This window comes from Aeromonas popoffii, from assembly GCF_037818705.1.
Taxonomy (GTDB): domain Bacteria; phylum Pseudomonadota; class Gammaproteobacteria; order Enterobacterales; family Aeromonadaceae; genus Aeromonas; species Aeromonas popoffii.
On record NZ_CP149129.1, the window covers coordinates 1,344,795 to 1,364,320 of the forward strand.

A 19,526-nucleotide genomic window follows, 5' to 3' on the forward strand; every position below is an offset into this window, starting at 1 on the left:
ATGAAATATCTGATTTTCAGTTTCTTTTTTTATCCCGAGGTTAATGGTATTAGTCAGTCAGTTTTTTATCGTTGTAAAGAATTGGCCTACCGTGGTAATACAGTCAGTCTGTTAGTGCCTGGATATCCGACATTAAGCGATCAGGTGGCAGTTATAAGCCTAAGAAGTTTAGGTGTAAGAATTATTGAGATGCCCTTGGCCGTCCATTGTAACCCAATGACATCACCATTCCCCGATCATCGTTGTACGCGGATTCTTGCTGACGAGATCGCGTCATTCCAGCCAGATGTTCTGTTAGTCGATGACCCCATGCCATTATATATGGATGCGGGATTCTGTTTGAGCGATATTATCGAGACTGTTCCTGAACAGTGTTTAGCGATTGCTCTCTGTCATGTCGATCTCGCTGTGCTCTGCACAAACTATGGTATGAGCGAGGATGCAGCAGCAATAAACAATAAGGTCGACACTATTTATGGTCAATATGATGCGGTATTCGTGCCGTCCTTTTTTCTAAAGGATAATTACCTTCGTAATATAAATTCCACAGTCGTCTCATTCCTTGGTGTTGATACTGAGATATTTAAACCATCGCTATGTCATGAGATGACAGATGTGATGAAGGTTATTTATGTGGGGCGATTATCACGGGAGAAAAACCTGCATCTGTTTATTGAGGCCGAAGAATGTTTACGTGAGCAGGGCTTGAATATTGAATGGACCTTCGTTGGAAGTGGTCCAATGCTGGAAACCTTAGAGACTCTATTGACATCTGAAAACATTAGGTTCTTGGGTGAGAGACCCAGCGAGAAAGTCGCAATGGAGCTGCAGAGAAATGATCTTTTCATCACAGGATGTGACTTTGAAGCTTTTGGGATCACAGTGTCAGAGGCAATGGCATGTGGGCTTCCTGTGATGACGTCACATCGGGGGGGAAATGCCGAGCAGTATGATCACCTCTCGAGTGGGATCAATTTCGATGTAGCAGATATGGACTCTCTATTGAGTGGGGTGAAATATTTTTATTATCACAAAGAAGAGCGTATCAAGATGGGGGACGCTGCCCGTCGGTCGGTAACTAGCTGGTCCATGGCTGTTGATAATATGGAAATAGCTATTTCGTCGCTAAGAAACTAATGTGGGTGATAGTGTCATGGATGATTACCCCGCGGATGCATCAATATTATGAAAAAGGCTGTGGATATTAAGAGAGTTATTGACGATGAAAGGAGTAATTTATCGTTTGTGATCTTACGTCATGCGGAGTTGGGTATGTCTTTTTATATAATGGGGATATAAATGTTGGGACAAATAATAAAATTGATGTCAATAACGTTAGTCATCTTGTGGGCTCCGTTTAGTGCTGCTAAAGATGTGAACGTAGAGGCAACGGACTATCGTTTATCTTTCAGTGGACGAGTAGTTAAGGATTGGACAAACAGTGATGTGTATTTCAACTGGCCAGGCGTAACCCTATCCTTTAGATTTAAAGGCATGGATGCTTCCATTATCATGAATGGTAGAGGGGGGCGATTTGATGTGCTCGTGAATGGACGTGTTGTCAGCATCATAAATACTGACTCTACACTCAAACAATACTCATTGGTCAAATTTGATAGCCAGCAAGATGTGGTTGTTGAACTGGTTAAAAGAAATGAGACGTATGAAGAGATGGTGTTGTTTGATGGGCTAGAGGTTAATGGGGAGGTGTTGGAACATCGCAGACCCCCAAAACACATTATATTTTTCGGTGATTCGCTCAGTGCCGGACTGGGCAGTGAATCACATCATCAGCAGTGCAGTAGCGATGAAACATTTAAAACATCAAATGCCAGAGTCGCGTTTCCCACTATGACCGCTAAGCTGTTAAACGTTAGTCATAGTCAGGTATCCTACTCCGGATTAGGTGTGATAAGAAACTATGCAGGAGAGCAACGCTATCACAATTTACCTTATTACTTTAATAAGGCTGGGGCAGTGTTGAATGACTCATCCGCTTACGAGGACCGTCATCCTGACCTGTTGGTTATTGAATTGGGGCTCAATGATTTCAATACCGATTTAAAACCCGATGAGCCTTGGGCCAACGTTGAGGATTTCCGACACAGTTGGACTGATGCCTATGTACAGTTTATCATCCAGCTCCGACAGCGATATGGTGATGTTCCAATCGTTCTGGTCGGTTTGGAACTAGATAAAGATGATCCTTTTGAACGCGCCATCAATGCAGTAAATGAAGAGTTATTGCGAATGGGGGAGCGCAGCATTTATATCAAAAAAATCGACATTAAATTTTATGGCTGCTTGTGGCATCCCACTGAAGTGGAGCATAAAAGGATTTCGACTATCCTGGCTTCATTTATTTCCGACATGTCATTGCTAAGTGAATGACCAGAAGTTATTCATCTTAAATGACGTACATCGGGCAAAAATGGAAGACACCGAGATAATCGGTGTCTTATACGATTTCTTGGTGTTTATAAGATATGTAATTACACCCTCATGATGCATTATATATTCTAAATCAAAGATTGTTCCGGCCCTTAACTTGTTGCTCCATGACTCTGTCAGTCGTAATCGCAGCATTGACTTATGATGATCGATAGTCACAAACTCGGCCGCATGAAAATCTTTGTATTCACCACATTCATCATAGAGAGCTTTAAACAGGCTCTCTTTTGCTGAAAAAATGATGGTAATATCTTTTCTTGGTGTCCATGAATCGACTTCTATTTTTGTTTTTTCTCTTTCACACATGATGATATCAATCACGCTTTTTATGGTGCGGGCATCAATCCATGGCTCATAATCTATACCAATCCTGTGAACGTATTGAGTGCGGGCCATGGCGACTATGGCATAGCTATTTGCATGTGTAATTGAGCCGAGGGTATTCGTTGGCCACATCGGATTCCGGTGCTGGCCTGTACCAACAGGTTCTGGTGATAATCCCAGTAAGCACTGGGCTAGGCGAGAGGCTATGCGGCCGGCCAAATATTCTCCCTTGCGTTGCACGACAGAGTTAATGATGTCTTTTTTTAAAGGGATGTTGTTATCAAAGAACAATGACTCATGAAATTGTTTGGCGTCGAACTCACAAAAAACCCACTGGACATGTTCTGTTGGCGCAAGCCTGTTTATATAGACACTTTTGATGAAGGCCTTTTCTTGTATAAAGAACTTGTGCCATTGAATCACTCTATGCCTCAGTTGTGATATTTCTATTTTTTCCTAGCTTACTATATTATATTGGGATAAGATAGGCTCGTGATTATTTTTTCGTCGAGCAACAGCGGTATTAACATACCAGTGTATGAGAAAGAGATTAAATACAGACTAGCCTCATAGGAGGGCAGGCTGGTGTTCTCTTTCTAATTGATTTATGTTATCTAGGTTGTGTTCTCAAATGCTTGGTTTTCTGTCCGCTAATCGTTCCCGCAAGTAACGAAGGCAGAAAGCCAGCTTGATAAAAGCGACAAAGCTTCCTGCCAGTTTTTCATACCTCGTTGAGAATCGGCGAAATGTACAGCTCTAGTTATCACCTGACCCCGGCCTCAAACTGGTGTCTCGTTTACGCTACTTTAGAGCGCACTTCCTTCGGTATCAATTTCAGCGGCGTTAATGGGATGGTTGCCCCTCCCCAAAACGGCATCTGAGTGCCAAAGTGGCGAATGTAAGTTCCTGCTGATGAGAGAGGCGACCACCATGAAGGCTACGACTATCGGCATCGATCTGGCAAAACATCTCTTCCAATTACATGACGTTGATCAACATGGAAAGACGGTCCTCAAGCGACAGTTGAAGCGGGATGGTAATCCCCCCATTTTTAGGGGCATTCAAAAGTAGAGGTCATGCAGCCTTTGCCAGATGCTGCTTTGGGGTATAACCATCCAGCGCCATATTGGGCCGCTCATGGTGATAAACCCACAGCCATTGTGTTGCAAACTCTTGGAGCTCCTCCAGTGTGCCAAACAGATGATGCGTCAACCAATCGTAACGTACCGTTCTGTTAAACCGCTCTATGTACGCGTTCTGCTGAGGATTGCCTGGTTGGATATACCCCAGGGTGATCTCCTGTTTCGCCGCCCACGCCTTGAGCGCTTCGCTGATATATTCTGGTCCATTATCGCACCGGATCATCGCCGGTTTGCCAGGCCACTCAATCACCTGCTCCAGTGCGCGCTTGACCCGTGAAGCGGGCAATGAAAAATCGACCTCAATGCACAGCGCCTCGCGATTAAAATCATCGATCACATTAAACCGTCGCACTGACCGGCCATTGCTCAGTTGAGCGTGCATAACATCCATCGACAAGCAGAGTGGTTAGGCTGCGCAGGTACGGCCAGAGCCTGCGGCTTTTCACGTACCAGTCGCTTCTTGGGCTTGATGCGCAAGTTCAGTTCAAGCTCCCGATAGATCCGGTAGAGCCGCTTGTGGTTCCAAGCAAACCCTTTGACGTTACGCAGGTAGCAGGTAGAGGAAGCAGAGGCCAAAGCCCCAGTTCCGCTGGCTGTTGGTGATACGCAGCAACCAATCCGCAATAAGCTGGTTTTCATCGGCGAGCATGGGTTGATAGCGATAACAACCTTCGCTGACCTTGAAGATGCAGCAAGCCAGCCGGACCGAGATGGCAAAGTGTGATACGGCTTTGGTAGCCATCTCCCTGCGGGCAGATGGCGTCACCACTTTTTGCTATGGCCTCGGCGATGATCTCGGCTTTGAGGGGCTCCTCGGCATACATCTTCTTGAGGCGGCGGTTTTCCTCCTCCAGCTCTTTGAGGCGAGGCATGAGAGAGGCATCCATGCCACCGAATTTGGCGCGCCACTTGTAAAGGTGGCGGTGCTGATGCCATGCTCGCGGCAGAGTTCAGGGACGGGTGAGCCAGACTCGGCCTGTTTGAGGATGGCGATGATTTGGGCATCGCTAAAGCGTGATGTTGTCATGTAGAACCTCCTGCGTTCAAGATACGAGAAAATTCTACTTATGAGCACCCCAGATTTTCTGGGGGATTACCTCTGTACTGTTCTAAGCAATGTCATGAACATGACCTTTTTAAGGGCGAATTGGAATGAATATATTCCTAATTTTTTAGGATGGTGCTATTAATTTCAATATATGCAGTTATGCACCTACCAAGAATTAAATAATTGCTTTGGAGATATAATTTCCCTATTCAACAGCCAAAGGCTCGATTTCCTGTTTGAGTTCGGTTGTGAATGAGTAGAATGCTCTTGCCATTGAATACTTTTGGTCATGGTGGCGATCATTCCTACCTAAAAATGTATCTAGCGACTGTTACCAGAATACTTAGGTAAGAGGAGTTAATGGATTTTAAAGCATTAGTTGTGGCTATAGCATAAAAATTGGCGTGAGAAAGGGGGGCTGGGCGAGAGCATGAGTTGATTTTTTGTTGTTTTTCATGACGAGATAGGTGGCTCGGCCAATGCTGAACAAATTTGACATCGCATTTTCAGCACACCTCTGTACTAAAATACGTGCAGACAATGCAATTACACCCCGGGATGACAGTGGTTAAATTTTTTTGGTTAACATTTCAGTAACTCATGCTCTCGCCCTGGAAAGGGGGGCGGTGAGTGAAGCTGTAACATTTAACGCAAGTAACGGATACATCTAACGTTTAGATATTGAACCCCGATGGGATATATCGGGGCTCTAAGTTGTGAGTGTCTAGTTCTAGATATATGAGTCAATGTCGAGATTATACATCAATTATTTCTGCTCCATGATGATCTGCAACAAATCACCCTCCAGCAGGGCCCGCTTCACCAGCGCGAAGCCGCCTATGGTAGGTTGGTTCTGGAAACGCGCCTTCACGATGGGCAGGCCACGGTGGAAGCTCGGCAGGGATTGGTGCTCGACACAGCGGCGGATGGCCGGGAACAGGATCTCTTCGGCGGCGGTGATTTCGCCGGCGATCAATACCTTCTGCGGGTTGAACAGGTTGACCGTGATGGCGACCGCTCGTCCCAGATGCTCGCCCACGTTCTCGATCACGCTGCGGGCCAGTTCATCACCGGCCATGGCGGCCTTGCATACCTCCTGGATGGTGATGTGCTTCTCCTGCAGCGAGCTGCGGTGACCGCGGCTGATGAGCTCCTTCACCTTGTCGACGATGGCCTCGTTGGAGGCGATGGTCTCCAGGCAGCCAAAGTTGCCGCAGTGGCAGCGCTTGCCGAGCGGCTCGACCTGGATGTGGCCAATCTCGCCGACGTTGCGGTTCTGACCGAGGAACACCTTGCCCTTGGTGATGATGCCGGAGCCGGCCCCTTGGTGCACGCTCACCAGGATGGAGTCCATGCAGTCGCGCGATTCACCGAAGAAGTGCTCGGCCAGTGCCAGGGAGCGGGTGTCGTTGCCCACGTAGCAGGGCAGGTTGAAGTGGTTTTCCAGCAGCTTGGCCAGCGCCAGATTGCGGATCTGGTACTTGGGGGTATAGATGACCATGCCCGATTCAGGATTGACCAGACCCGGCATGGTCAGCGCTATGCTGATGAGGTTGCGGCTGCGCTCCTGCTGGGCGTCGATGAAGGCACCAATTTCGCGCAGCAGCATGCCGACCACGGGTTGCTGGTCAATCTCGGTCACCTGGGTGATGTGCTGATCGAGCTCCTTGCCGTCGAGATCGTACAGGCTCAGCTGCAGATAGCCGCGGCCGAGCTTGGCGGACACAAACTGAAAGCGATGCTTGATGGTGGTCAAGGAGATGGCGCGCCGTCCGCCGGTAGAGGCTTGCGGTGAGGTCTCCTTGATCAGGCCATGCTCGATCAGTTGCCGGGTTATTTTGGTCACGCTGGCCGGGGCCAGCTGACTCAACTCGGCAATTTTGACCCGCGAGATAGGGCCTTGCAGGTCGATGAGCCGATATACGGCCGCACTGTTGACCTGCTTGATAAGATCTACGTTTGCTATTTGTCCGCCAGTCATAGTGTCACTGTGTTGTGTAGTGTCCGTTAACCACGGTCCCGCAGACCGTGAAGGTCTGATCAAAGACAGTCAGGTTGGCTATTTTTCCGACCTGGATACTACCGAGACATGAGTCCCATCCAATGGCGCGAGCGGGATAAAGGGTGGCCATTCTCAGTGCTTCATCGAGCGGTAATCCGACCTGTTTGACCAGATTCTCCACCCCCTCAATCATGGTGAGGGCAGAACCGCCGAGTGTACCATTCTCGTCGACGCACTGACCATCGCGGAAATAGACGGTTGCGCCACAAAAATCAAACTTCTCAAAGCCTTCCGGCGCCCCGGCAGCGGCGGTGGCGTCGGTGACCAGCACCAGCCGCTCCCCCAACATAGTGTGGGCCAGGCGCACGTTGGCCCAGTGTACGTGATACCCATCGACGATGACGCCGGCATAGACATCCTTGCGATCGTAGATGGCGCCCACCATGCCCGGCTCGCGGCCATTCACGGTCGGGCTCATGGCGTTGTAGAGGTGGGTGGCAAAGCGGATGCCGTTGTCAAACCCGGCCATGGCCTGATCGTAACTGGCGGCAGTATGGCCGGCAGAGACCAGGATGCCCGCTTCCACCAGCTGGCGGATGTGTTCCGGTTTGTTGCGCTCCGGCGCCAGGGTGATTTTGGCGATGGTATCTGCATTGGCGCAGAAGAAGTCGATCATCTCGTCGGTGGGCTGACGGATCTGGGCGGCCGGGTGTATGCCTTTGCGCTTGAGGTTGGTGTAAGGCCCTTCCAGATGCACGCCCAGCACCTCAAAGGGGTGGGCGGCCATGTAGTCGCGGGTCACGGCGACGGCCTGCTTCATGTCCGCATCCGGGCTGGTGATCAGGGTCGGCAGGAAGCTGGTGGTACCGGACCTGAGGTTGGCGGCCTGCATGGTCGCCAGGGTCTCGATGGTGATGTGGCCGTTGAACATGACGCCCCCGCAGCCGTTGAGCTGCACGTCGATGAAACCGGCGCTCAGGTTGGCGCCGTGCAGATCATGTTGTGCTATGCCGGCGGGCAAATCGGCCCGACGCTGAATGGCGACAATCTTGTCGCCCTCGATCACCACCCCGTAACCGGTCAGCACACAGCTGCCGGTGTAGAGGGTGCAGTTGGTCAATGCGAACATGGTGGCTCCTTACAGACGGCCGATGTTGGCGGCTTCCAGCTGCTGGAAGTAACGCACCGTCTTGACCTTGAGCTCCATGGTGGAGGGCTCGTCGCACACCATCATCCCCTTCGGATGCAGTTGCAGGGTGGAGATGGTCCACATGTGGTTGACGCTGCCTTCCACCGCGGCTTGCAGGGCCTGGGCTTTGGCGTGGCCGGTGACCAGGATCATGATCTCTTCGGCGTCCATCAGGGTGCCGACACCCACGGTCAGTGCCAGCTTGGGCACTTGCTCCATGTCGCCACCGAAGAAGCGGGAGTTGGCGATGCGGGTGTCTTCGGTCAGGGTCTTGACCCGAGTACGGGAAGAGAGGGAAGAGGCCGGTTCGTTGAACGCGATGTGACCGTCATTGCCGATGCCCCCCATGAACAGGTGGATCTTGCCGTAGGACTTGATCTTGTCCTCATAGCGCTTGCACTCGGCCACCAGATCCTCGGCATTGCCGTTGAGGATGTTGATGTTTTCCGGGCGAATATCGATGTGACAGAAAAAGTTGTTGTGCATGAAGCTGTGGTAGCTCTCGGGGTGATCTTCCGGCAGGCCGACATATTCGTCCATGTTGAAGCTGACCACGTGCTCGAAGCTCACTTCACCGGCTTTATGCAGTTCGATCAGACGCTGGTAAGTGTTGAGCGGGGTGCCACCGGTGGGCAGGCCCAGTACGAAGGGGCGATCGGCAGTGGGTTTGAACGCATTGATACGGTCAACGATGTAACGGGCAGACCACAGGCCCACTTGGCTGGCAGATTTCAACGGGATCAGGCGCATTGTAGATACCTCTGTACGGGTTGCTGCCGGGGTGTCGGCGGCAAATAGGCTGAGACGGATTTAAGTTGTTTTATAGCGTAAATAAAGATTGCAAAATAAGCCACATGTATCCGCTAGATTTCCTCGTTTGGGTGATAATGATCACGATTATAGGTTTATTAATTTGCGCAGCGAAATAAAAGACATAGACTGCCGATCAAGCCTTGATGGCTTATGCGTCAAACGTGATAAGCACTTAATTTCTAGAAAAACCTTAACTAAGGAGAGGAACCGTGAACATTCTCGGTTATATGCAAAAGATCGGCCGGGCCTTGATGGTGCCGGTAGCGGTATTGCCTGCCGCTGCGATCCTGATGGGGGTTGGCTACTGGATTGACCCGAACGGTTGGGGTGGCGACAGTGCGCTGGCTGCCTTCCTGATCAAGGCCGGTTCTGCACTTATTGATAACATGTCCACCTTGTTTGCTGTCGGTGTTGCCTACGGCATGTCCAAGGATAAAGACGGTTCTGCTGCGTTGGCTGGTTTGGTCGGTTTTTTGGTGATGACCACGCTACTGAGTCCGGCTGTTGTCTCGATGATAAAAGGCATACCGTTAGATACAGTGCCTGCTGCGTTCGGTAAAATTAACAACCAGTTTGTTGGTATTCTGTGCGGCGTGATTGCCGGCGAGCTCTACAACCGCTTCAGCAGTGTCGAACTGCACAAGGCGCTGGCCTTCTTCTCTGGCCGTCGTTTGGTGCCGATCGTGACCTCAGTGGTGATGATAGGCGTATCATTTGTGATGATGATCATTTGGCCTATCGTTTATGGTGGTCTAGTCCAGTTTGGTGAATCCATCGTCAACCTGGGCGCTACCGGCGCCGGTATCTACGCCTTCTTCAACCGTCTGCTGATCCCAATTGGTCTGCACCACGCTCTGAACTCCGTATTCTGGTTCAACGTGGCTGGCATAAATGACATCCCGAACTTCTTAGCTGGCCAGGCTACCATCGATGCCGCTTTGGCTGCTGGCAAGAGCCTGGATCAGGTGAAAGGCGTGGTCGGTATGTACCAGGCGGGCTTCTTCCCCATCATGATGTTCGGTCTGCCGGGCGCAGCGCTGGCCATTTACCACACCGCCAAGAAAGAGAACAAGGACAAGGTTGCATCCATCATGATCGCAGCCGCCTTTGCCTCCTTCTTCACCGGTGTAACCGAGCCGCTCGAATTCTCTTTTATGTTCGTGGCGCCGCTACTTTATGTTATCCACTCCGTACTGACCGGTATTTCCGTGTTCATCGCTGCATCCATGCACTGGATGGCTGGTTTCGGTTTCAGTGCTGGCATGGTCGATTTGGTTCTCTCCAGCCGTAATCCGCTGGCGACCAATTGGTACATGCTCATACCTCAGGGGGTGCTCTTCTTCGGTCTTTACTACGCCATCTTCCGTGCCGTCATCGTCAGGTTAAACCTGAAAACCCCGGGTCGTGAAGATGATGAAGCCGTACCGGCTGCTGTTCAATCTACCAACCGTACCGAGTTGGCCAAGCAATACCTGGAAGTGCTGGGCGGTCAAGCGAACCTGGTCACCATCGATGCCTGTATCACCCGTCTGCGTCTGACCCTGAAAGACCGTAGCATCGTCGATGAGCGCAAGCTGAAAGCCCTGGGCGCGGCCGGTGTGGTCAAGCTCGGTGAACAGAACCTGCAGGTGATTCTGGGCCCCTTGGCCGAGATCATGGCCGGTGAGATAAAGGCCCTGCGTTAATCGGGCGCCAAGCTCGCCTCAAGTCTAAGTCCATTGTTGACATAACTAGGGCCCCACCATGGGGCCCAATATAAAAAAAGCCAAGAAAATCCAACCTTTACTTCAAATGAGAGCAGCAGTTATGAACTTGAAACATTCTCTGTTAGCCATTGCCATGTCTACCGTTTTCATCAGCCAGGTCCAGGCCGCCGATGCTGCCAAGCAAGCCGTGGTGGACTCTCTCGCCAATAATTTGGTGGTCAGGTACGAAGTGGTCACCAACGACGGTGCCGGCGCAGGCCTCGATTGCCAGGCGCTGGGTTCCGAGTGGGCGAGCTGTGGCGTTGCCAAGCTGCACCTGACCAACACAGGTGCTGACGTGACCTCCAAAGATTGGAACATCTATATCTCCTCCATCCGTCGTATCCAGCGTGTGGATAACGACCAGTTCACCATCACTCACATGACCGGCGACCTTTATCGTTTGACGCCAACCGGGCAGTTTAAGGGCTTTGCCAAGGATGCCACGGTCGAAGTGCCGCTGGTGGTGGAATATTGGGTATTGTTCGAATCCGACATCATGCCGAACTGGTATGTCGCCAGCGAAGGTGCCGAGCCGAAAGTACTGGCCAGCATGAGCAACATCGATGATGCCAGCACCTATCAGACGCCGATGCCGGCCGATGGCTGGAAGCGCACCAAGGATGACAACAACATCCTGATGAACAGCGAAACCCGTTTCGCTGCCAACCAGACCAGCAGCCTGCTGCCAGCCAGCAAGATCGATGACCAGATAGTGCCGACCCCGCTCAAGCAAGTGATCAAGGCGGGCCCGCAGGTTGACTTCTCCAGCATCAAGCTCAATGCGCTGGACCTGCCAAGCGATCGCGCCGAGGCCCTGAAGGCTCAACTGACCAAGCTGGGTGTTACCCTCTCCGACACCGGCTACCCAGTGACCATCAAACTCGGCAGCAAGCTCAAGCAGGCGGAAGGTTATGACATGACCATAGGCCCGCAGGGCACTGTGATCCAGGGCCATGATATCGAGGGGGCTTTCTGGGGGGCGCAATCTCTGATCTCCCTGCTGGGTGTTGACGACAAGCGGGTCAGCCTGATGAGCGTCGAGGATGCGCCGCGTTTTGAATACCGCGGTATGCAGACCGATGTGGCCCGCCACTTCAGAAGCCTCGATACCATGAAGAAACTGGTTGACCAGATGTCTGCCATGAAGCTCAACACGCTGCACCTGGGGCTGACCAACGATGAGGGCTGGCGTCTGGAGATCCCGGGTCTGCCGGAGCTGACTGACGTCGGTAGCCAGCGTTGCCACGACGAGTCCGAAACCAAGTGCCTGATGCCGCAGCTGGGCTCCGGCCCGACCAGCGACAATCAGGGCTCCGGTTTCTACAGCAAGTCCGACTACATCGACCTGGTGCGTTATGCCAAGGCGCGCGGCGTGACAGTGATCCCCGAGATCAACATGCCAGCCCACGCCCGTGCGGCTGTGGTCTCCATGGAGGCGCGCAACCAGCGTCTGCTGGCGGAAGGCAAAGAGGCGGAAGCCAATCAGTTCCGTCTGACTGATCCGGTGGATACCTCCAACGTCACCTCGGTCCAGTTTTACGACAAGATGTCCTTCATCAACCCTTGCCAGCCGGGGGCGGCGACCTTCGTCGCCAAGGTGATGGATGAAGTGGCCCAGATGCACCAGGCCGCCGGTCAGCCGTTGACCGCCTGGCACTACGGTGGTGACGAGGCGAAGAACATCATGCAGGGCGGTGGTTATCAGGATCCTGCCGTCACCCAGAAAGCCGATCTGGTCGCCTGGAAGGGCAATGTCGATTCCAGCAAGCAGGACAAGCCGTTTGGCAAGTCGCCGGTCTGCCAGAAGATGATCGCCGATGGCAAGATCAAGGACGTGGCCGAGCTGCCGGTCTATTTTGCCAAGGAAGTGAGCGCGCTGGCTAAAGAGCGTGGCTTCTCCACTCTGCAGGCGTGGGAAGATGGGCTGAAGTACGCGAGCAGCGCCAAGGATTTCGCCACCGACAAGACAGTGGTCAACTTCTGGGAAACCCTCTACTGGGGTGGCTTCAACGAAGCGATGAAGTGGGCGCACAAAGGGTATGACGTCGTGCTCTCCAACCCGGATTACCTCTACTTCGACTTCCCGAACGAGGTGCACCCGGCCGAGCGTGGCTACTACTGGGCAACCCGTTTCAACGACACCCGCAAGGTGTTCGCCTTCGCCCCGGAAAACCTGCCGCAGAACGCCGAGACCTCGGTTGACCGCGACGGTAACGCCTTCGTGGCCAAGGGTGACCAGGATCCGGTCAAGTTCAAGGGGATCTCCGGTCAACAGTGGAGTGAAACCGTGCGGACCGATGCTCAGTACGAGTACATGGTTTACCCGCGTATCTTCTCTGTGGCCGAGCGTGCCTGGCACAAAGGTGGCTTCGAGCTGAACTATGTGAAGGGTCGCGAGTTCTCCGGCGAGACCAAGCATGTCAACAAGGCCGCCCTCGACCAAGAGTGGAACCAGTTTGCCAACGTATTGGGTCAGCGCGTGCTGCCGAAACTGGATCAGGCCGGTGTTGAATACCGCCTCTCCGTACCGGGTGCCAAAGTGGTGAACGGTGTGCTGGAAGCGAACGTGGATCTGCCGGGTCTGCCCATCCAGTACAGCCTGGACGGCACCACCTGGAGTGCCTATGACGCCGCGGCCAAGCCAAGCGTGAGTGGCAAGGTCTACCTGCGTACCACCAGCTTCGATGGCAAGCGCACCAGCCGCGTTACCGAACTGAACGGATAGCCGTCAACCGTTAACATGAGGTGGGTCGCAAGACCCGCCTTTCCCAAGGACGATGGTGTATCGGCCTTGGGAAAGGTTGACTGTGCGTGTGAGCCTTTGTTGTGTGTGTGTATTGTCTATTTGTGTTTTTTCATCACCTTGAACCCCGCCCTGTGCGGGGTCTTTTTTATCCGCCATGACATTCAGCGAGTGGGCGCGTGTCGTTTTGACCTGCCCGCGCCCCGAATCGGGTAAATTCAGGTTGAGACAGGGCGCGTAATGAGGGATCATAACCGGCTTGATGGCGGGGGGTTGAGGGTGCCAGCCGGCACAACTTCCGCCAGTGACGCATTTTTGAGGTGAGCCATGAGTCAGGCGAACAGCCCAACTAACTTTATTCGTCAGATCATTGATGAAGATCTGGCCAGCGGTAAGCACAACAGCGTGCATACCCGTTTTCCGCCCGAGCCGAACGGTTATCTCCATATCGGCCACGCCAAGTCCATCTGCCTGAACTTCGGCATTGCCCGTGACTATCAGGGCCAGTGCAACCTGCGTTTCGATGACACCAACCCGGTGAAAGAAGACATCGAATACGTTGAGTCCATCAAGCAGGACGTGCAGTGGCTCGGCTTCCAGTGGAATGGCGAGATCTGCTACTCCTCCGACTATTTCGACAAGCTGCACGGCTACGCCATCGAGCTGATTGAAAAGGGTCTCGCCTATGTGGACGAGTTGTCTGCCGAGCAGATGCGCGAATACCGTGGCACCCTGACCGAAGCTGGCAAGAACAGCCCGTTCCGCGAGCGCAGCGTGGAAGAGAACCTGGCGCTGTTTGCCAAGATGAAGAACGGCGAGTTCGCCGAAGGCAGTGCCTGCCTGCGCGCCAAGATCGACATGGCGTCCCCCTTCATGGTGATGCGCGATCCGGTTATCTATCGCATCAAGTTTGCCCACCACCACCAGACCGGTGACAAGTGGTGCATCTACCCCATGTATGACTTCACCCACTGCATTTCGGACGCGCTGGAAGGGATCACCCACTCCATCTGTACCCTGGAGTTCCAGGACAACCGCCGTCTGTATGACTGGGTGCTGGACAACATCACCATCGACTGCCACCCCCGTCAGTACGAGTTCTCTCGCCTGAACCTCGAATACACCGTCATGTCCAAGCGCAAGCTGAACCTGCTGGTGACCGAGAAGCACGTGGATGGCTGGGACGATCCGCGCATGTTGACCGTCTCCGGTCTGCGCCGCCGTGGCTACACCTCTGCCTCCATCCGCGAGTTCTGCAAGCGCATCGGCGTCACCAAGCAGGACAACATCGTCGAGATGAGCATGCTGGAAGCCTGCATCCGTGACGATCTCAACGAGAACGCACCGCGCGCCATGGCCGTGCTGCATCCGGTGAAGGTGGTCATCGAGAACCTGGCGGCCGACGAGGTGCTGACCGCACCGGCGCACCCGAACAACGCCGAGATGGGCACCCGCACGCTTCCCTTTACCCGCGAAATCTTCATCGACGAAGCGGACTTCAAAGAAGAGGCGAACAAGCAGTTCAAACGGCTGGTGCTGGGCAAGGAAGTGCGCCTGCGCAACGCCTATGTGATCAAGGCCGAGCGGGTCGAGAAGGATGCGGATGGCAAGGTGACTTGCATCTACTGCTCCTACGATCCCGAGACCCTGGGCAAGGATCCGGCCGATGGCCGCAAGGTGAAAGGGGTGATCCACTGGGTCAGCGCCACTCACTCCCTGCCGGCCGAGATCCGTCTCTACGATCGTCTGTTCAAGATGCCGAACCCGGGTGCCGAGGCTGACTTCGAGGCGGCGCTCAACCCGGATTCTCTGGTGATCATCGAAGGCGCCCGTGTGGAAGCCTCCCTGCAGAACGCCAAGCCGGAGTTTGCCTACCAGTTCGAGCGTGAAGGCTACTTCTGCGCCGACAACAAGCTCTCCAGCGCCGAGCACCTGGTGTTCAACCGCACCGTGGCCCTGCGCGACGTATGGGGCAAGGCCGAGGCCTGATGGCCACAGCCTGACAAGCAGAGGGCAGGGGAGACCCTGCCACTTCTTGTCCGGATTACAGACACAAAAAAAGCCAGCGCTATGCTGGCTTTTTTATTGGCCGGTGCAAGCCGCTATCAATCGTCGTGCTTGCAATCGCCGTTGGCGCAGTGGCCATACAGATAGAGGCTGTGATTGGTCAGGCGAATGTTATGCAGCTTGGCGATGTCGCGCTGGCGCTGCTCGATCACCTCGTCGGAGAACTCGATCACCTTGCCACAATCGAGGCAGACCAGGTGATCGTGGTGTTCCTGGGTGGCCAGCTCGAACACCGACTTGCCCCCTTCAAAGTGGTGACGGGTAACAATACCGGCATCATCGAACTGGTTGAGAACGCGATATACGGTAGCGAGACCAATCTCTTCACCCTGGTCGATCAGTCGTTTGTACAGATCTTCCGCACTGGTGTGCTGGCAATCCGGCTGTTGCAGGATTTCCAGAATTTTGACGCGGGGCAAGGTGATCTTGAGTCCGGCCTTTTTTAACGCTTGATTGTTGTCTGCCATATTCTACTTATTCGCATTCTCGAAGGTGTGGTCATTCTGATTGACTGCCGTTGGAATGGCAACCACGAACTCGCTTGGCCTGTCATTATAGGTCGTAGCTCACCTAAAAATAAACCCAGTAATTCAAGGGCTTTAGCGCAAAGTCCGCCATTTTGCCGAACTGGTTCAATCGCGGCCCCAGCTTGCTCGCCCGTCGAATGTTGATAAGATGTAACCTTCTTCATTGTCTGGTCGGATGAGAACCATGGATTGGCTTTTTGACAATGCGGCCTGGGTGCGCCGCGCCCTCAACGCCTGGCCCCCCTTCTGGGGCGCCGGTATCAAGATAGAGACCCTGAGCGATGATTTTCGCTACTGCCGGGTGACGCTCAAGTCTCGTTGGTGGAACAAGAACGCCAACCGCACCCAGTTTGGCGGCAGCATGTTTGCCATGACGGATCCCATCTATCCGCTGATGCTGATGGGCTATTTCAAGAATCGCTATTACGTCTGGGACAAGGCGGGCTGCATCAACTACATCAAGCCGGGCAAAGGCAAGCTGGTGGCCGAATTCAACCTGACCGACGGCAAGCTGGCCGAGATAGCGGCGGCCACCGAGGGGGGCAACAAGCACTTCCCCGAGTTTGAGGTGACGGTACAGGACAAGGGCGGCGAGCTGGTGGCCCAGGTCAAGCGTACCCTCTATGTGCGCGCCAAACCTGAGCACAGGGGCGGCTAGCAAGGGCATATCGCAGAAACAACAAGGGCCCCGGCGGGGCCCTTGTTGTCAGAGGTGACTGGCTTGCCGGATCACTCCAGCTCGGCCAGGCACATCTCTTCATGCAGCTGCTTGCACCAGCCCTTGACGCGCTCGGCGGTCAGCTCTGGCTGGCGATCTTCGTCGATACCCAGACCGACGAAGTGCTTGTCATCCACCACAGCCTTGGAGGCTTCAAATTCGTAACCGGCGGTTGGCCAGTTGCCGATGATGATGGCGCCTTTGGCTTCGACTATGTCACGCAGGGTGCCCATGGCGTCGAGGAAGTACTCGGCATAGTCTTCCTGATCGCCACATCCGAAGATGGCGACCAGCTTGTTGGTGAAGTCGATCTCTTCCAGCTCGGGGAAGAAGTCATCCCAATCGGCTTGGGCTTCGCCGTAGTACCAAGTCGGGATACCGAACATCAGCAGATCGAAGCTGTCGATGTCGGCTTTGCTGCTCTTGGCAATGTCACGGACTTCAATCAGTTGTTTGCCCAGTTCTTTCTGGATCATCTTGGCGACAGCTTCGGTATTACCGGTATCGCTGCCGAAAAACAGACCTACACTAGCCATAGTGTTTAGTTACCCGTATCTGGTGTTAATACTTAACGGTCAGATTGCAATGCCTGCTGGATTCGCAGACTCAATCTGTTGCTTCAGGATAGATTGGATCAGCTCGGCTCGGCTGACGTTCTGTTGTAACGCAAGTTGGTTCAGGCGCTCCAGCAACTCGGCCTCCACCTTTAACTCAACCCGTTTCAGGCCATTCTCTCGATCGCGCTTAAGCTGGTTGCGCTTGTTGATCTTGAGCTGGGTCTCACGGGGGAGTGGATTGGTCTTTGGCCTGCCGGGGCGCTTCTCATTTGCGAACAGATCCAGTGTTGTTCGATCAGTTTGCTGTTTGGCCATACATCACAGATGAAAATAAGTTAGCCGATCCCTGAGCCTTCCCAGCCCAATTCGATCAGCCCCTTGGCGACAAAACCCGCGCAACCGAGAAAGAGAACCAACCAGACGATGAGTCGGCCGAAACGGGGCACATTACCGCGTTTGAGCACGTCGTGAATGGCCAAGCCAATCAATATGAAAATGGCCAGAAAGAACAACTTCAGGCCCAGACTCTCGATAAGATCGATATGTTCACTTAGCATGGATTGCGCACACTCCTTATGACGGGCGCACTATATCACAAAGGATTTGAAACTGTTAACCGCCTGTCGACAGGAAATCCACAACCAATTTGTTGAACAAAACCGGCTTTTCTGCGTGCAGCCAGTGGCCGGCTCCTGCGATAACGCGCGCCTTTGCCGCCGGGAATTGCGCCATCACTGTCTCGGTGTGCGGAGGCTGCATGTAGTCAGAATCCCCCCCCTTGATGAATAGCGCTGGTCCCTCGAAGCGGGTCTGGTCGTCGGGCCAACCCATGATGTTGGCGTAGTTGCGCTCCAGCGCCGGCACGTTGAAACGCCAGCCCCAACCCGACTCCCCTTTGGCGAAAGACTTGAGCAGGAACTGGCGCACGCCGGGTATCTCGACATATTGGGCCAGCAGGGCTTCCGCCTCGCTGCGGCTCTGCACCGGCTGGCGCAGGGTGGCGTTGAGACCGGCAAACACATTCTGATGGCGGGCATGGGGATAGGTGACCGGCGCTATGTCGGCCACGACGAGTTTGCCGACTCGGGTGGGCGCTTGCTTGGCCAGCTGCATGGCGACCTTGCCGCCCATGGAGTGACCGACCAGGGATACCGGATCCAGCGCCAGGGCGTCGAGCAGGGCGAGCACATCGGCAGCCTGCTGGGGATAGCTCATCTCATCGCTGTGGAACGAGGTGCCATGGTTGCGCAGATCCACGCTGATGACCCGGCACTGTTCGCCGAGGGCGCGCGCCAGCAGCCCCAGGTTGTCCAGACTGCCGAACAGACCGTGGATCAGCACGACGGCCGGGCCCTGGCCCTGCTCCTTGAAGTTCAATAATGGGTTTTGTTGCAAAATGACACCTTGTCGGTCGTGGGCTTTTTCGCCTGTTTTTTAACACACTGAAAGAAAAGGATTTCATTCCTTGTGAGGCATTTTTTTGTGGTTTTTTTTCAAAAAAATGGCCCCGTACGCGCTATCAGTGCGGAGGATCACACACTTGGCCCGCCATTATGCCGTATTCTCGATGAGATTCATGCACATCTGCCAGCCCTTGGCTTGGGCTGCCGGGTTTGCCTATGTATAATCGCCGCATCCGAATTTCGACGAGTCCAGCGCATCCCTATGAAAACCATCGAGCTTGATGACGATCTCTACTTCTATATCGCCAGCCAGACCCGGCACATTGGTGAGAGTGCCTCCGATATCCTGCGCCGTCTGCTGGAACACCCCACGCACATCGAAGTGCCGCTGGCCGAGCCAGCCGCCGTTGCCCAGCCGCGTGTCGTCGCCGATGCCATGGGGTTGCAGGCCCTGCTCGATTCCGGCGAGCTGCAAAAAGAAGAGAGGTCCATCAACCGCTTTATGCTGGTGCTCAGTACCCTCTACCGGGACGATCCGGTCGGGTTTACCCAGGGCACCGAAATCAAGGGGCGCAAGCGCGTCTATTTCTCGCGGGATCCCGAGGCTCTGCGCGCCAGTGGCAGCACCACCAAGCCCAAGCCGGTACCGGAAACCCCGTTCTGGGTGATCACCAACACCAATACCAGCCGCAAGCAGAATATGGTGGCCCAACTGATGGCCAGCATGGGCTATGGCGAAGAGGTGATCGCGCAGGTGTGCAGCGCAATTTAACGATTTATCAAGACTCAGGCCT

At 53.8% G+C, this 19,526-nt stretch carries 16 protein-coding genes and 3 pseudogenes; 8 read left to right on the top strand and 11 right to left on the bottom strand.

Annotated features, from left to right (window positions below):
• On the top strand, positions 1-1,137 hold the full coding sequence (locus WJM78_RS06420; RefSeq protein ID WP_339014533.1) for a glycosyltransferase family 4 protein: 1,137 nt from the start codon (positions 1-3) through the stop codon (positions 1,135-1,137).
• Between the two features lie 162 nt (positions 1,138-1,299).
• The gene (locus tag WJM78_RS06425) at positions 1,300-2,391 is read left to right on the top strand and encodes an SGNH/GDSL hydrolase family protein (protein WP_339014535.1); all 1,092 of its coding nucleotides are present in this window, start codon (positions 1,300-1,302) and stop codon (positions 2,389-2,391) included.
• Here WJM78_RS06425 and WJM78_RS06430 read toward each other — a convergent pair.
• Together WJM78_RS06430 and WJM78_RS06435 are read right to left on the bottom strand one after the other, a co-directional pair.
• Positions 2,380-3,198 carry a 4'-phosphopantetheinyl transferase family protein gene (locus tag WJM78_RS06430; protein ID WP_339014537.1) on the bottom strand — a complete coding sequence of 273 codons (819 nt, stop codon included), beginning with the start codon at positions 3,196-3,198 and terminating at the stop codon, positions 2,380-2,382. The two genes, WJM78_RS06425 and WJM78_RS06430, sit on opposite strands and share 12 nt — an antisense overlap.
• 204 nt (positions 3,199-3,402) lie before the next feature.
• Positions 3,403-3,522: pseudogene (locus tag WJM78_RS06435) on the bottom strand (IS5/IS1182 family transposase); the annotation flags it as partial.
• Between the two features lie 183 nt (positions 3,523-3,705).
• On the opposite strand from WJM78_RS06435, the pseudogene WJM78_RS06440 reads away from it, so the two are divergent.
• A pseudogene (locus tag WJM78_RS06440) lies at positions 3,706-3,810 on the top strand (IS110 family transposase); the annotation flags it as partial.
• Between the two features lie 39 nt (positions 3,811-3,849).
• Here WJM78_RS06440 and WJM78_RS06445 read toward each other — a convergent pair.
• The 4 genes and pseudogenes from WJM78_RS06445 to nagB form a co-directional block, all read right to left on the bottom strand.
• A pseudogene (locus WJM78_RS06445) lies at positions 3,850-4,944 on the bottom strand (IS3 family transposase).
• Positions 4,945-5,731: 787 nt separating this feature from the next.
• Positions 5,732-6,946: a DNA-binding transcriptional regulator NagC gene (gene nagC, locus WJM78_RS06450; RefSeq protein WP_339014540.1), complete on the bottom strand. Its 1,215-nt coding sequence runs from the start codon at positions 6,944-6,946 to the stop codon at positions 5,732-5,734.
• 4 nt (positions 6,947-6,950) lie between these two features.
• The gene (nagA, locus tag WJM78_RS06455) at positions 6,951-8,096 is read right to left on the bottom strand and encodes an N-acetylglucosamine-6-phosphate deacetylase (RefSeq protein WP_339014542.1); all 1,146 of its coding nucleotides are present in this window, start codon (positions 8,094-8,096) and stop codon (positions 6,951-6,953) included.
• A 9-nt stretch (positions 8,097-8,105) separates the two neighbouring features.
• Complete coding sequence (gene nagB, locus WJM78_RS06460) at positions 8,106-8,906, bottom strand: glucosamine-6-phosphate deaminase (RefSeq protein ID WP_042036895.1); 801 nt, start codon at positions 8,904-8,906, stop codon at positions 8,106-8,108.
• Positions 8,907-9,178: 272 nt separating this feature from the next.
• Between nagB and nagE the strand changes: the two genes are divergently transcribed.
• From nagE to glnS, 3 genes are all read left to right on the top strand, one after another.
• Positions 9,179-10,654: an N-acetylglucosamine-specific PTS transporter subunit IIBC gene (gene nagE / locus WJM78_RS06465; protein WP_339014544.1), complete on the top strand. Its 1,476-nt coding sequence runs from the start codon at positions 9,179-9,181 to the stop codon at positions 10,652-10,654.
• 121 nt (positions 10,655-10,775) lie between these two features.
• On the top strand, positions 10,776-13,442 hold the full coding sequence (locus tag WJM78_RS06470) for a beta-N-acetylhexosaminidase (protein ID WP_339014545.1): 2,667 nt from the start codon (positions 10,776-10,778) through the stop codon (positions 13,440-13,442).
• 345 nt (positions 13,443-13,787) lie between these two features.
• Positions 13,788-15,449 carry a glutamine--tRNA ligase gene (gene glnS / locus WJM78_RS06475; RefSeq protein ID WP_339014548.1) on the top strand — a complete coding sequence of 554 codons (1,662 nt, stop codon included), beginning with the start codon at positions 13,788-13,790 and terminating at the stop codon, positions 15,447-15,449.
• 116 nt (positions 15,450-15,565) lie between these two features.
• Here glnS and fur read toward each other — a convergent pair whose 3' ends face one another.
• On the bottom strand, positions 15,566-15,994 hold the full coding sequence (fur, locus tag WJM78_RS06480) for a ferric iron uptake transcriptional regulator (protein WP_042036904.1): 429 nt from the start codon (positions 15,992-15,994) through the stop codon (positions 15,566-15,568).
• A gap of 244 nt (positions 15,995-16,238) precedes the next feature.
• Between fur and WJM78_RS06485 the strand changes: the two genes are divergently transcribed.
• Positions 16,239-16,712: a DUF4442 domain-containing protein gene (locus WJM78_RS06485; protein WP_042036905.1), complete on the top strand. Its 474-nt coding sequence runs from the start codon at positions 16,239-16,241 to the stop codon at positions 16,710-16,712.
• 71 nt (positions 16,713-16,783) lie between these two features.
• On the opposite strand, the gene fldA is transcribed toward WJM78_RS06485, so the two are convergent.
• From fldA to WJM78_RS06505, 4 genes are read right to left on the bottom strand one after another with little or no spacing between them, the layout of a single operon-like run.
• A complete protein-coding gene (gene fldA, locus WJM78_RS06490) occupies positions 16,784-17,308 on the bottom strand; it encodes a flavodoxin FldA (protein ID WP_017412672.1) in 525 nt (174 codons plus the stop codon).
• A gap of 39 nt (positions 17,309-17,347) precedes the next feature.
• Positions 17,348-17,644 (bottom strand): LexA regulated protein, encoded by a 297-nt coding sequence (ybfE, locus tag WJM78_RS06495; protein WP_042036906.1) that lies wholly within the window; start codon positions 17,642-17,644, stop codon positions 17,348-17,350.
• A 20-nt stretch (positions 17,645-17,664) separates the two neighbouring features.
• Positions 17,665-17,886, bottom strand: coding sequence for a DUF2788 domain-containing protein (locus WJM78_RS06500; RefSeq protein WP_042036907.1), 222 nt, complete (start codon positions 17,884-17,886; stop codon positions 17,665-17,667).
• Positions 17,887-17,941: 55 nt separating this feature from the next.
• Positions 17,942-18,706: an alpha/beta fold hydrolase gene (locus WJM78_RS06505; protein ID WP_108535775.1), complete on the bottom strand. Its 765-nt coding sequence runs from the start codon at positions 18,704-18,706 to the stop codon at positions 17,942-17,944.
• A 288-nt stretch (positions 18,707-18,994) separates the two neighbouring features.
• On the opposite strand from WJM78_RS06505, the gene seqA reads away from it, so the two are divergent.
• On the top strand, positions 18,995-19,504 hold the full coding sequence (seqA, locus tag WJM78_RS06510) for a replication initiation negative regulator SeqA (protein WP_042036910.1): 510 nt from the start codon (positions 18,995-18,997) through the stop codon (positions 19,502-19,504).
• Positions 19,505-19,526: the final 22 nt, after the last annotated feature.

What these genes read in the sequence shown, in the direction of transcription:
- ybfE (WP_042036906.1), bottom strand. Translation starts at nt 17,644, where the DNA reads ATGGCCAAACAGCAAACTGATCGAACAACACTGGATCTGTTCGCAAAT.
- nagB (WP_042036895.1), bottom strand. Translation starts at nt 8,906, where the DNA reads ATGCGCCTGATCCCGTTGAAATCTGCCAGCCAAGTGGGCCTGTGGTCT.
- nagA (WP_339014542.1), bottom strand. Translation starts at nt 8,096, where the DNA reads ATGTTCGCATTGACCAACTGCACCCTCTACACCGGCAGCTGTGTGCTG.
- WJM78_RS06500 (WP_042036907.1), bottom strand. Translation starts at nt 17,886, where the DNA reads ATGCTAAGTGAACATATCGATCTTATCGAGAGTCTGGGCCTGAAGTTG.
- WJM78_RS06485 (WP_042036905.1), top strand. Translation starts at nt 16,239, where the DNA reads ATGGATTGGCTTTTTGACAATGCGGCCTGGGTGCGCCGCGCCCTCAAC.
- fldA (WP_017412672.1), bottom strand. Translation starts at nt 17,308, where the DNA reads ATGGCTAGTGTAGGTCTGTTTTTCGGCAGCGATACCGGTAATACCGAA.
- nagC (WP_339014540.1), bottom strand. Translation starts at nt 6,946, where the DNA reads ATGACTGGCGGACAAATAGCAAACGTAGATCTTATCAAGCAGGTCAAC.
- WJM78_RS06470 (WP_339014545.1), top strand. Translation starts at nt 10,776, where the DNA reads ATGAACTTGAAACATTCTCTGTTAGCCATTGCCATGTCTACCGTTTTC.
- glnS (WP_339014548.1), top strand. Translation starts at nt 13,788, where the DNA reads ATGAGTCAGGCGAACAGCCCAACTAACTTTATTCGTCAGATCATTGAT.
- fur (WP_042036904.1), bottom strand. Translation starts at nt 15,994, where the DNA reads ATGGCAGACAACAATCAAGCGTTAAAAAAGGCCGGACTCAAGATCACC.
- seqA (WP_042036910.1), top strand. Translation starts at nt 18,995, where the DNA reads ATGAAAACCATCGAGCTTGATGACGATCTCTACTTCTATATCGCCAGC.
- WJM78_RS06420 (WP_339014533.1), top strand. Translation starts at nt 1, where the DNA reads ATGAAATATCTGATTTTCAGTTTCTTTTTTTATCCCGAGGTTAATGGT.
- WJM78_RS06425 (WP_339014535.1), top strand. Translation starts at nt 1,300, where the DNA reads ATGTTGGGACAAATAATAAAATTGATGTCAATAACGTTAGTCATCTTG.